The organism is Pseudomonas tremae (assembly GCF_023278125.1).
Lineage (GTDB): Bacteria > Pseudomonadota > Gammaproteobacteria > Pseudomonadales > Pseudomonadaceae > Aquipseudomonas > Aquipseudomonas tremae.
The window spans coordinates 2032218-2044453 of the sequence record NZ_CP066270.1 but is presented as its reverse complement, the minus strand read 5'-3'; the positions used below and the strand labels follow the sequence as shown (position 1 = coordinate 2044453).

Annotated in this window: 9 protein-coding genes and 1 pseudogene; 8 read left to right on the top strand and 2 right to left on the bottom strand. The window is 59.1% G+C overall.

The window, feature by feature from the left end; translation table 11 throughout:
* Positions 1-148: 148 nt before the first annotated feature.
* The 6 genes and pseudogenes from I9H09_RS09460 to I9H09_RS09440 all read left to right on the top strand — a co-directional run bounded on the left by I9H09_RS09460 (position 149) and on the right by I9H09_RS09440 (position 6709).
* Positions 149-757 carry a TetR/AcrR family transcriptional regulator gene (locus I9H09_RS09460; protein WP_122313141.1) on the top strand — a complete coding sequence of 203 codons (609 nt, stop codon included), beginning with the start codon at positions 149-151 and terminating at the stop codon, positions 755-757.
* Positions 758-1136: 379 nt separating this feature from the next.
* Positions 1137-2009, top strand: a pseudogene (locus I9H09_RS27135) (cache domain-containing protein); the annotation flags it as partial.
* A gap of 42 nt (positions 2010-2051) precedes the next feature.
* Complete coding sequence (locus I9H09_RS27130; protein ID WP_397416972.1) at positions 2052-2867, top strand: methyl-accepting chemotaxis protein; 816 nt, start codon at positions 2052-2054, stop codon at positions 2865-2867.
* 90 nt (positions 2868-2957) lie between these two features.
* On the top strand, positions 2958-3779 hold the full coding sequence (locus tag I9H09_RS09450) for an aldo/keto reductase (protein ID WP_005897241.1): 822 nt from the start codon (positions 2958-2960) through the stop codon (positions 3777-3779).
* A gap of 171 nt (positions 3780-3950) precedes the next feature.
* Positions 3951-4967, top strand: a complete 1017-nt coding sequence (locus I9H09_RS09445; RefSeq protein ID WP_005897243.1) for a transporter — start codon at positions 3951-3953, stop codon at positions 4965-4967.
* Positions 4968-5092: 125 nt separating this feature from the next.
* Positions 5093-6709 carry an inorganic phosphate transporter gene (locus tag I9H09_RS09440; protein ID WP_005897245.1) on the top strand — a complete coding sequence of 539 codons (1617 nt, stop codon included), beginning with the start codon at positions 5093-5095 and terminating at the stop codon, positions 6707-6709.
* Positions 6710-6853: 144 nt separating this feature from the next.
* On the opposite strand, the gene I9H09_RS09435 is transcribed toward I9H09_RS09440, so the two are convergent.
* Together I9H09_RS09435 and I9H09_RS09430 are read right to left on the bottom strand one after the other, a co-directional pair.
* The gene (locus tag I9H09_RS09435) at positions 6854-8008 is read right to left on the bottom strand and encodes an HlyD family secretion protein (RefSeq protein ID WP_024689815.1); all 1155 of its coding nucleotides are present in this window, start codon (positions 8006-8008) and stop codon (positions 6854-6856) included.
* A complete protein-coding gene (locus I9H09_RS09430) occupies positions 8005-9684 on the bottom strand; it encodes an MFS transporter (RefSeq protein ID WP_122347947.1) in 1680 nt (559 codons plus the stop codon). Before I9H09_RS09430 ends, I9H09_RS09435 begins: the two co-directional genes overlap by 4 nt.
* A gap of 290 nt (positions 9685-9974) precedes the next feature.
* On the opposite strand from I9H09_RS09430, the gene I9H09_RS09425 reads away from it, so the two are divergent.
* Together I9H09_RS09425 and I9H09_RS09420 are read left to right on the top strand one after the other, a co-directional pair.
* A complete protein-coding gene (locus I9H09_RS09425) occupies positions 9975-11072 on the top strand; it encodes an enoyl-CoA hydratase/isomerase family protein (protein WP_122347948.1) in 1098 nt (365 codons plus the stop codon).
* 3 nt (positions 11073-11075) lie between these two features.
* Positions 11076-12227, top strand: a complete 1152-nt coding sequence (locus tag I9H09_RS09420) for an acyl-CoA dehydrogenase family protein (RefSeq protein ID WP_122313144.1) — start codon at positions 11076-11078, stop codon at positions 12225-12227.
* Positions 12228-12236 lie beyond the last annotated feature (9 nt).

Here is a 12236-nt window from a genome sequence, read left to right as displayed (position 1 = left end):
CACGCATGAGCGGTGCGAGCGCTGGCCGGACGGCGAGAAGACCCGCCTGAATCTGCCCGCGATGCACTGCATCGCGCCAATATTGAGCGCTGCGCGAACCCGGTGCTACCATGCGCGACCGCCATGCAGGCAAGGGAATAACCGGGTCATGAGCAGCATTCGCGAGCGCAACAAAGAACTTATCCTGCGCGCTGCCAGCGAGGAATTCGCCGACAAGGGCTTCGCCGCCAGCAAGACCAGCGATATCGCAGCCAGGGCCGGCGTTCCAAAACCGAATGTCTACTACTACTTCAAATCCAAGGACAACCTTTACCGCGAGGTATTGGAAAGCATCATCGCGCCCATCCTGCAAGCGTCGACGCCGTTCAACCTCGAGGGTGTTCCGGCCGAAGTGCTCAGCCGCTACATACGTTCGAAAATCCAGATTTCCCGGGACCTGCCCTTCGCTTCGAAAGTATTTGCCAGCGAAATCATGCACGGCGCCCCACATCTGACGCCGGAGCAGATCGAACAGCTCAACGGCCAGGCCCGGCATAACATCGAATGTATTCAGGCATGGATAGACCGCGGGCAGATTGCAGCGCTGGACCCTCACCACTTGATGTTTACCATCTGGGCTGCAACCCAGACATACGCCGATTTTGACTGGCAGATCGCAATGGTCACCGGCAAGACGAAACTGCAAGACGCTGATTACGAGGCCGCCACGCAGACCATTCTCAGGCTGGTGCTAAAAGGATGTGAGCCTGATCGCTGACCTGATACTCGTGCCACCGCTGATCGTTCACATCTGACTGACTATCGTGCCAATGCGCGTTGGCATGCACTTCGTGACGCTGCGCGTCAAAAAGTCTGCGCCGCACCGCACAATCAAGGCCGGAAGCCGAGCAGCGACTTTCGTGCAGACACAAAAAACCCGCCGAAGCGGGTGGTTTTGCAACATGACCATTCCGACATCCTGTCAGTAGCCTCCTGGCAATGGTCGATCTTCCCTGATCACTGCGGCGTTCCTTCGCTGCAGCTGTTGAATTGGATCCTACATGGACCCGATGTCAGTCGATAGAGCCAATGGCGTCTCTTGATGTAAGCCTTTCGCCATATCTGCTTGCATTCGAGAAAAATGTGACTGACGTCTCATGTTTACCGGGCAGGCGCCGAGATGCTTGAAAGGCTCGGCTTTCGGGCTTTGCGTTACTCAGCTCGCAACAAGAAAAATAATCTTAGGGATGAAGATCATGAATATGCGCAGTGTGTCCATCAGCCGCCGCTTGTGGCTGATCCTTGTGGTTTCTGTGCTGATGTTTCTGATTCTCGCAGCCACCCTGCTCAAACAGACACATGATGACCTGTACCGCGCGAAGGCTGAAAAAACCATGCACGTGGTGCAGACAGCGAGCGGCATACTCGGTTACTACCAGGGCCTTGAAGCGGCTGGCAGTCTGACGCGTGAGGCTGCACAGCAGCAGGCGCTGAAACAGATCAAAGGGCTGCGCTACAGCCAGAGCGACTATTTCTGGATCAATGATCTGCAGCCCGTGATGATCATGCACCCCACCAACCCCAAGCTCGATGGGCAAAACCTTTCGGCCATCCGGGACCCGGATGGCTTTGCGGTGTTCAATGAAATGGTCACCCTGGTCAAAAGCCAGGGCGCCGGCATGGTCAACTATCGCTGGCCGAAACCGGGCGCCAGCGAACCGGTGAAAAAGACCTCTTATGTGCAACTGTTCCAGCCGTGGGGCTGGATTCTCGGGTCCGGCGTTTACGTGGACGACGTAGCCGCCGAGTTCGAGGCCCAGCTGCTGAGCACCGGACTATTCATTGCAGGTATCGTGCTGGTCATGGTGCTGCTGCTGACCCTGATCGTACGCAGCATCGTTCGTCCGCTGAAAGCCGCTGTGGGCGCCATGGCCGATATTGCCAGCGGTGAAAGCGACCTGACCCGCACCCTGGAAACCCACGGCAAGGACGAGATCACCGAACTGGGTACGCACTTCAACGCTTTCGTCGCCAAACTGCGCAACGTTGTAAGCCTGCTGCAGAACTCTTCGATGGCTCTGGGCAAGGCTGCCAGCGAGTCGGGCAGCAATGCCGAGCAGGCGCAGAACCGCAGCCTGCAGCAATCGCAGCAGATGGACCTGGTAGCAACTGCTGTCAATGAAGTGACCTATGGCGTCCAGGACGTTGCCAAGAACGCAGAGCATGCGGCCAGCGAAATGCGCGACGCCGAATCGCGGGCGCAGCAAGGGCAGATCAACATCGACAACAGCCTGCGTCAGATCGAGCACCTCTCCGGCACTATCGGTCAGGCCGTTGACGTGATGCACAACCTGTCGAGCGAAAGCACAAAGATCGGCAGCGTACTGGAGGTGATCAGTTCGATCGCCGATCAGACCAACCTGCTTGCGCTGAACGCCGCCATCGAAGCAGCACGCGCAGGTGAACAGGGCCGCGGCTTTGCCGTGGTAGCCGATGAGGTGCGCCTGCTGGCCCAGCGCACCCAGAAATCCACCGCAGAAATCCAGGCCATAATCGAACGCCTGCAAACGTATTCCGATGCCGCCGTCAAGGTGATCGGCGATAGCAGTCGCTCCTCGCAACTGACCATCGAACAGGCCAATCAGGCCGGTCAGAGCCTGACCTCCATAAGCCAGGCCCTGCGCAACCTAAACAGCCTGAATGCGTCCATCGCCAGTGCCACATTGCAGCAAACGCACGTGGTGGACGACATCAACCAAAACGTCACGCAGGCGGCGCAGCTATCCCAGAGCACTGCAATGGCTGCCGAGCAGTCCACCTCGGCCAGCCAGCATCTGCGAGAGTTGAGTGAAGAATTGAGCGCGCTGCTGAAACAGTTCAAGGTTTAAATCTTCATCAGGCGGTGGCGCACGGAACCTCATGCGTGATGTGTTGCCTGAGACCTGCTTACTTTACAGCTCACTTATAGCGGGGGTCACATGCGCACACTGGAATTGGCAGGCAGTACCGTACCAGTGCTGGGTCAGGGCACTTGGCACATGGGTGAAAAAGGCCATCTGCGCTCGGCAGAAATAGCCGGGCTGTGCCTGGGCATCGAACAGGGCCTGACCCTGATCGACACTGCCGAGATGTATGCCGATGGCGCGGCGGAAGAAATCGTCGGGCAAGCCATTGCCGGACAGCGCGACAAGGTTTTCGTGGTCAGCAAGGTGTACCCGCACAATGCCAGCCGCAGCGGCATTCCGGCCGCGTGCGAAGCCAGCCTGCGTCGGATGAATACCGACTACATCGACCTTTATCTGCTGCATTGGCGGGGCCAGTACCCGCTGACCGAGACAGTCGAAGCTTTCGAGCGTCTGCGTGAAGCCGGCAAGATCGGCGCGTGGGGGGTGTCCAATTTCGATGTGCCGGACATGATCGAATTGAACAACCCGCGCTGTGCGACCAATCAGGTGCTGTACAACCCTGAGCAACGCGGCATTGAGTTTGATCTCATGCTGTGGAGTGCGGATCGTCACTTGCCGTTGATGGCGTACTGCCCGATCGGCCAGGCTGGCGACCTGCTTTATCACCCTGCCCTGCATGAAATCGCCAAACGCCATGAAGCAACTCCGGCGCAGATCTCGCTGGCATGGGTGCTTCGTCAGGAGAACCTGATTGCCATTCCCAAAGCGACCAACCCGGAGCATATCCGGCTGAACATCGCAGCCGAGCAGATCCGTTTGACGGAACGGGATTTGGCAGACATTGATCTGGCCTGGCCCGCCCCAACCCGGAAAGTGCCTCTGGCGATGGTTTGATGCCCAAGCAACAGCGGCAAAAAACCGGTCGGCTGAATGAGTGCTGAACGCGACCGGCGATGGGCTTGATAAAGAAACACTCGGCAACAAGCTGTCACAAATATGAAATAACGCCTTGTCATCATGCGGCCTTCGCCTCCCCCGCCCGGGCCAGGCCGCATGTGGACAGCCATGAACCACAGTATCGTAAACCATCAGGATTCCGACCTTTTCGGCCTGCTCTACGGCTTCCGTTTTCGCCACGGCGAAAGCGGTCAGGAGATAGACTCGGCTGCAGCGCTGGATTACCTGCAAAATCCGCCTGACGAAAACGACTTCATCTGGCTGCACCTGAACCTGTCGCATGCGGCCTGCGAGCGCTGGATGAAAACCACGCTCGACCTTCCGGAAGAGTTTTTCGAAGCCCTGCACGAAGGTTCCCGCTCGACCCGCATCGAACACGTCGACGCCACGCTGCTGGCGGTAGTTAACGATGTGGTGTTCGATTTCAACAGGCTGTCGACTGACATCTCGACTTTATGGGTGTGTGCGCGCCAGCGTTTGCTGATCACCGCACGGCTGCAACCGCTGCGCTCGGTGGACAAACTGCGTTCGGCGGTCAAGCGTGGCGAGCAATTCGATTCACCTCTGGAGCTGTTGGCTCACCTGCTCAGCGATCAGGGTGAAGTACTCACTCAGTTCCTGCGCAAGACCAGCGTCAATGTTGACCGTATCGAAGATCAGTTGCTGTCACAGCGGCTGAGTAACAACCGCTCCGAACTCGGCGCCATGCGCCGGGTGCTGGTGCGCCTGCAACGCCTGCTGGCACTCGAACCAGGCTCGCTGATGCGCCTGCTGCATCGCCCGCCGCAATGGCTGCGCGAGCAGGATGCGCAAGCTTTGCGCCAGTCCATAGAAGAATCGTCACTGGTGATCAACGACCTAACGGCGCTGGGCGAACGCATCAAGCTGCTGCAGGAAGAAATTGCTGCCAACCTCAATGAACAAAGCAGCCGAACCCTGTTTACCCTGACCGTGGTAACGGTGCTGGCGCTGCCGATCAACATCGTCGCAGGCTTCTTTGGCATGAACGTGGGCGGCGTGCCGCTGGCTTCCGACCCGGAGGGTTTCTGGATTTTGGTGGCGCTGGTGGCAACCTTTACGTTGGTCGCAGGGCGCTGGGCGTTTCGCAAGCGCGGCGACTACTGAATATGCATCTCGACCCGCCGGCTGTCAGAAAACCGGCGCAAAAACGCAATCAATTGTTACATGTCTCACCGCTGTCACATTTTGCAATGACCATGTCAATATTCTTTCAATCCAGGATTGTGAACATGGCTACAAACGCAATGTCACCCGACGCTCTCGGCAAGGCGAGCCTGTCAGCGAGTCAATTCGGTCGCAAGCCCAGCCGAATGACCATTATTCTTTTTTTCACGATACTCATCGCAGGCTTGCTGTTCACTGGCTACAGCCTCAAACAGGACGTCGACGACATGGGTACGGTGGTTACCACCTGGACCCCTTTCGTACTGTTGGGCGTAGCGTTGTTGATCGCGCTGGGGTTCGAGTTCGTCAACGGCTTTCATGACACCGCCAACGCGGTCGCGACGGTGATTTACACCCACTCCCTGCCGCCCGGCTTTGCAGTGGTCTGGTCGGGGTTCTTCAATTTTCTCGGTGTGATGGTTTCCAGCGGCGCAGTGGCATTCGGCATCATCGCCTTGCTGCCGGTAGAGCTGATCCTACAAACCGGTTCCTCGGCCGGTTTCGCCATGATATTCGCCCTGCTGATTGCTGCAATCATCTGGAACCTGGGCACATGGTGGCTGGGTTTGCCGGCATCTTCGTCGCACACCTTGATTGGCTCGATCATCGGCGTCGGTGTTGCCAACGCGCTGATGCACGGCCGTGACGGCACAAGCGGCGTGGATTGGTCCCAAGCCACTAAAATCGGTTATTCACTGCTGCTCTCGCCGCTGGTCGGGTTCGGCTGTGCTGCATTGCTGCTGATCGCCATGCGCATGTTCATCAAGAACCGTGCGCTGTACAAGGCACCGGAAGGTAACGCGCCACCACCTTTGTGGATTCGCGCGATGCTCATCGTCACCTGCACCGGCGTGTCGTTCGCGCATGGCTCCAACGACGGGCAGAAAGGCATGGGCTTGATCATGCTGATTCTGGTCGGAACCCTGCCAATGGCTTACGCGCTGAACCGCACCATGCCAGCCGAACAGGCTACCCAGTTCGCTGCAGTGGCTGAAGTAACCCAGCAGGCGTTGATCCGCAGTGTGCCTCAACCGGCCCCTGGCGATGCACGTAAGACCCTGTCGGATTACCTGGTCAGCAAGGAAGCCAGCCCGGACCTGATCCCCGCGCTGGCGGTCATGGCTGGCAAGATCGGCGATCAGGTCGCCAGTTACGGTTCGCTGTCGAAGGTGCCTGCCGAAGCCGTGACCAACGTGCGTAACGACATGTACCTGACATCGGAAACCATCCGCGTCATGGAAAAAAACCAGGTAGGCAATTTCGACGCAGAGACCAAAACCAAACTCGAAGCCTTCAAGGGGCAGATCGACAGTGCCACACGCTTCATTCCGACCTGGGTCAAGATTGTCGTGGCTATCGCCTTGGGGCTGGGCACTATGGTGGGCTGGAAGCGTATTGTCGTGACCGTCGGCGAGCGTATCGGCAAGACTCACATGACCTACGCACAAGGCGCGTCAGCTGAGGTCGTGGCCATGTTCACCATCGGTGCGGCGGATATGTACGGCTTGCCGGTGTCCACCACACACGTGCTGTCCTCGGGCGTGGCGGGTTCGATGGTTGCCAACGGCTCGGGGCTGCAGATGCGCACCCTGCGCAACCTGGCGACCGCCTGGGTGCTGACCCTGCCAGCAGCCATTCTGCTCTCGGGCTCTCTGTACTGGGTGTTCAGCAAGCTGTTCTGACGCTCTTGGCTCTGCGCTTTTGTAAGCAAGCTCCCGCAACTGCGATTCATCAGCAATCGCCAAGCCATGAGTAACCGGCTTTTGCGGGAGCGAGCTTGCTCGCTAAATCTGTTTCCCCGCCACACCCCCCGCAACTGCTGTGCCTCAATGATCCCTAGGCACATCCCCCTCGGCGCTGGTATCGATACTCACGACCACTGACATGCCCGGACGCAGATGCTCAAGCATCGGTTGATCGGCATCGACCACGATACGCACCGGAATGCGCTGAGAAATCTTCACGAAGTTGCCGGTCGCGTTATCGGCAGGCAGCAAGCTGAATTCCGAACCTGCGGCAGGCGAAATTCGCTGCACATGACCGTGCATTTCGCGATCGTCGAGCGCATCGACAGTAAAGCTCACTGGCTGACCGAGACGCACATGAGCCATTTGGGTCTCTTTCATGTTGGCCACGATCCAGCGCTGCTCGGGCACCAGCGCCATTAATTGCGCACCCGAGTTGACGTAGGCACCAAGACGCACGCCGATCTGCCCCAACTGCCCGTCACGCGGGGCAACAATACGGGTGTTGTCCAGATCGATGCGCGCCAGCTCGATGGCGGCTTGCGCATTGGCAACCGAGGCTTCCAGCGAGCCACGGTTGACGATCACGGTTTGCAGGTCTTCGCGGGCTATCTGCAATACCGCCTTGGCTTCTGCAACAGCGGCGTTGGCCTGGGCGTCGGCAGCGCGGGTAACGTCCAACTCGCTTTTCGACACCGAACCATCGGTCACCAGCGCCTGATTGCGACGCAGATCGGCAGCACTCTTGCGACTCTGCGCAATGCTGTTCTGCAGCTCGGCCTGACGCTGACCGATCGTGGCTTCGGCACTGCGACGCTGTTGCAGGTTGTTGGCCAGCGAAGCCTTCTGCATCGCCAGTTGCGCAACGGCTTGCTCCAGACGCTGACGATAGATACGGTCATCAAGGCGCACCAACAGGTCGCCCGCCTTGACGAACTGAAAGTCCTGCACCGCCACTTCGTACACATAGCCGCTCAACTGTGGCCCGATCAACGTGGTCTGGCCTTTCACCTGCGCGTTCTCGGTACTTTCTATGGGGCTGCCGAACGGCGGCAATTCCCAGGCATACAACACCACCAGCACACCGACCAACGCCACAGCACCGAAAATCAATGAAGAGACGATACGCTTGCGGGCCGGGCGCGGTCGGCTGGTGATCGGGGACTTCAACGGTGCCGGGGCCGGTGACGGCGAACTGCGTGGGGCTTCGTTATCGGTGGTGGTTGATTCGGTCATGAAGGTCTAACGCCGGAAGAAGGTATGGAAGGCGAAGCGGCAGGTGCAATAGGGGCCAGCGCCAGAGGTTGGGTGGTCATTTTCAGCCACAGCATGCGCAGCGATATCCAGATCATGGTCAGCACGGCAATCAGTGCGATCAGCATGAATACATCGTTGTAGGCCAGCACATTGGCTTCTCGTGTCGCCGCAGTGGCCATCGCGCGGATGCCCTGGATGTTGCGCAGTGAAGGGTCGGCGATGACCGAGCTGTAACTGGCACTGTAGCTTTGCAGCCGCGCCTGAACCAGCGGGTCGATCAGGGTCAGATGTTCAACGATATGGCTGGAGTGAAACTTCTCGCGCACCACCTGAAAGGTCCCCAGGGCGGCAGCTCCGATCAGGCCACCGATGTTCTGGGTTATCCCGAACAGCACGGAGAAACTTACCATGTTGCGCGGGTTGGCCAGCACACCGCTGATACCCAGCACCAGCGTGGGGCCGAGAAAGAACGTGCCACCGAAGGCCAGCAGAAACTGGCTCAGGTACATGTTCGACTGACGCGTCAGGTTGGTCGAATGACTGTCCATCCAGGCGCCCATCGCCATCATCGCCAAAGAAATCAGCAACGGCTTGATCAAATGCGCGGGGTTGATCGTCAGCGCGCTGACCGCCAGCCCGGCCACACTGCCCAGCAGCATCACCAGATATAAGGTATGCAGCTGCTGACTGCCCATGTTCAGTGCCTGGAGAAAACCGACAGCGCCGACGGACTGTTCGGACAGCACGACGCGAAACAGAATGACGGCCAGGCCGAGACGCAAAATCGCACCACTGCCGAGCCATCGAGTAATCAACAGCGGATTGCAGCGGTTGTGCTCAATGGCCAGGCCCGCGCAGATCAGCGCAATCGACGCTGCAGAAGCAACGCCTATCCAGGGCTCCTCCAGCCACCATTCGATCCGCCCCAGCGACAAGACCGCGCACAGCAGCGCAAAGCCGGTGGACAACAGGCCGAACGTCAGGAAATCCAGCCTCTCGAAGGCCTTGAAACGATCGCCGGGTGGCAATTTGAGCATCAGTACGCAGCCCAGCGAGAGCAGTGCCATGCCCAGTTCGAACAGGTAGAGGCCGCGCCACTGGGCAATCTGCAGCAAATCTTCGGACACCAGCCTGGCCAGTGGCGTGGCCAGCTGGGCAGTGCCAATCCCTAGCACCAGCGCCTTGAGCCGCCACTTCTGCGGGAAGGCCTGAATCATGTAATACAGCCCGAGTGTGCTGAGCGCAGCGCCGACCATACCGTGTGCCGCACGCACGGCAATTGCCGAGTCGATATCGTTGACGAACAGGTGCGCCAGGGTCACTAGCGCATAAAGCACCAGAAACAACTCGGTAAACGCCCGCAGGCCAAATTGCTGGCGAAATTTCACCAACAGCAGGTTCATCGACACGTTGGTCATGATGTAGGCCGCGGGCAGCCAGGCGATGTCCTGCGACGTTGCGCCGAGGGCACCCTGCAGATAAGGCAGGTTGGCGATCACCAGCGCGTTGCCGAGGCCACCGGTCAGCGCGACGATGACGCCTACAAGCGCAAATGCCCAGCGGCGGGCATCGGAATGCAGCGGCGTCGAAGGCGAGCCCGGCATGGTCGGGCGTTCGTGGGCGGCCCAATCACGCGGAGCATACTTGTCAGTCATGGCAGAGACCGGGCATGAAACATACTTTTCATAAGCGCTACTTTTTTATGGCCGCTGCGTGAGGAATTCTTTTGTGTGACATTAACGACAGCCACAATACTCAAGAAGCCGAGCATGTTTCGTCCGGTCTGTCCCATAACATAGTGTTCAAGGGCCGGAAGACGCTTGAATGAGGGGTATTTGAAACTTCAGGCTATGCTTAAACGCAGTTTTGCTTTGCACATTTGCACTGATAGGATCTTCTGCGACGCTCTAACAAGAAGAAAGCGCAGTAGAACAAGGAGTTCAGAATGAGTTCACAGGTTTCCCACATCCACCCGGTCAGGCCGCCTGCCAGCCGCAATGCGATTGTTGTCAACGTGCGTAACCACATCGGCCACTTGACCCTCAATCGTCCGGAGGGCCTGAACGCAATCGATCTGGACATGGTCCGCACCCTCAAGCGTCAACTGGACAACTGGGCTGATGACGACTGCGTTCATGCCGTGGTCCTGCGCGGCGCCGGCGAGAAAGCGTTCTGTGCCGGGGGCGACATCCGCTCCCTCTATGAAAGCCACCAGAGCGGTCAGGATCTGCACCACACCTTTTTCGCCGAAGAATACGAGCTCGATCTAACCATTCACCGCTACCGCAAGCCTGTGCTGGCCCTCATGGACGGTCTGGTACTGGGCGGCGGCATGGGGCTGGTTCAAGGGGCCGACCTGCGCGTAGTGACCGAGCGTACCCGGCTTGGCATGCCGGAAGTCGGTATCGGTTACTTTCCGGACGTGGGAGGCAGCTACTTTCTGTCGCGGCTGCCTGGCGAAATCGGCACCTGGCTGGGCGTCACCGGATCGCAGATAGGCGCTGCCGACGCGCTCTACTGCGGCCTTGCCAACTGGTCGATGAACAGCGCAATGCTGCCGCGCCTCGACCATATGCTCGACCACCTGAAATGGAAATCGACCCCGCTCAAGGACCTGCAGGGTGCGCTGGCGAAGCTGGCCACCCAGCGCCTGCCCTCCCCACCTCTGGAGGCATTGCGCCCGGCCATCGATTACTTTTTTGGCCGTCAGGACATCCCCGGCATCATCGAACAGTTACAGGAAGTGGCAATCGCCGACACCCGCCAATGGGCGCTGGAGACGGCAAGCCGCATGCAACAGCACTCGCCGCTGGCCATGGCCGTGACACTGGAAATGCTGCGCCGCGGCCGTCACCTGTCATTGCAGACCTGCTTTGCAATGGAGCTTCACCTGGACCGGCAATGGTTCGAACGCGGCGACCTGATCGAAGGCATACGCGCGCTGATCATCGATAAAGACAAGAAACCGCAGTGGAAACACAGCAGCGTGCAGGATATCAGTGCCGGGCATGTGCAGAGTTTCTTCAGCGGCCTGGAGAACTGAGTCATGCATGATCTTGAATTGAGTGAAGAGCAGGTGATGATCCGCGACATGGCGCGAGACTTTGCCCGTAATGAAATCGCCCCCTACGCCCAGGCCTGGGAAAAAGCTGGCTGGATCGACGATGCGCTGGTCGCCAGACTCGGTGAGCTGGGCTTGCTGGGTATGGTGGTGCCTGAGCAATGGGGCGGCACTTACGTCGACTATGTCGCGTATGCACTGGCGGTCGAGGAGATCTCCGCTGCCGACGCAGCCACCGGTACGCTGATGAGTGTGCATAGTTCGGTGGGCTGCGGGCCGGTCCTCAACTTCGGAACCGATGAGCAGAAACACACTTGGCTGGAAAAGCTCGCCACTGGCCGCGCGATCGGCTGTTTCTGCCTGACCGAACCGCACGCCGGCTCTGAAGCGCACAACCTGCGCACCCGCGCAGAATTGCAGGGCGACGAGTGGGTCATCAATGGTGCCAAGCAGTTTGTCAGCAACGGCAAGCGTGCCGAGCTGGCCGTCGTGTTCGCTGTGACCGACCCGGAGCTTGGCAAGAAAGGCCTGTCCGCATTCCTGGTGCCGACGATAAACCCGGGCTTTATGGTAGACCGAAGCGAGCACAAGATGGGGATAAGGGCCTCCGACACTTGTGCAGTCACGCTGAGTGACTGCCGCATTCCTGCCGCCAACCTGCTGGGCGAGCGCGGCAAGGGCCTGGCGATTGCCCTGTCAAACCTGGAGGGCGGCCGGATCGGAATCGCAGCACAGGCCCTCGGGATAGCTCGCGCCGCCTTCGAAGCCGCACTGGCATACGCCCGCGAACGCGTGCAGTTCGACAAGCCCATCATCGAGCACCAGAGCATCGCTAATTTGCTGGCCGATATGCACACCCGGATCAACGCCGCCCGCCTGCTCACCCTGCACGCCGCACGTTTGCGCAGCGCCGGGCAGCCATGCCTGTCGGAAGCGTCTCAGGCCAAGCTGTTCGCATCAGAAATGGCCGAGTGGGTATGCTCCAAGGCAATCCAGATTCATGGCGGGTACGGCTATCTCGAAGATTACCCCGTCGAGCGCTATTACCGTGACGCCCGCATTACCCAGATATACGAAGGTTCCAGTGAGATCCAGCGCCTGCTGATCGCGCGCGAACTGCGCCATTATCTGGTCTGACAGTGCAAG

Bases quoted from the DNA above. Each gene is read 5' to 3' on its own strand.
- I9H09_RS09460 (WP_122313141.1), top strand. From the start codon at position 149: ATGAGCAGCATTCGCGAGCGCAACAAAGAACTTATCCTGCGCGCTGCC.
- I9H09_RS27130 (WP_397416972.1), top strand. From the start codon at position 2,052: ATGGCTCTGGGCAAGGCTGCCAGCGAGTCGGGCAGCAATGCCGAGCAG.
- I9H09_RS09450 (WP_005897241.1), top strand. From the start codon at position 2,958: ATGCGCACACTGGAATTGGCAGGCAGTACCGTACCAGTGCTGGGTCAG.
- I9H09_RS09445 (WP_005897243.1), top strand. From the start codon at position 3,951: ATGAACCACAGTATCGTAAACCATCAGGATTCCGACCTTTTCGGCCTG.
- I9H09_RS09440 (WP_005897245.1), top strand. From the start codon at position 5,093: ATGGCTACAAACGCAATGTCACCCGACGCTCTCGGCAAGGCGAGCCTG.
- I9H09_RS09435 (WP_024689815.1), bottom strand. From the start codon at position 8,008: ATGACCGAATCAACCACCACCGATAACGAAGCCCCACGCAGTTCGCCG.
- I9H09_RS09430 (WP_122347947.1), bottom strand. From the start codon at position 9,684: ATGACTGACAAGTATGCTCCGCGTGATTGGGCCGCCCACGAACGCCCG.
- I9H09_RS09425 (WP_122347948.1), top strand. From the start codon at position 9,975: ATGAGTTCACAGGTTTCCCACATCCACCCGGTCAGGCCGCCTGCCAGC.
- I9H09_RS09420 (WP_122313144.1), top strand. From the start codon at position 11,076: ATGCATGATCTTGAATTGAGTGAAGAGCAGGTGATGATCCGCGACATG.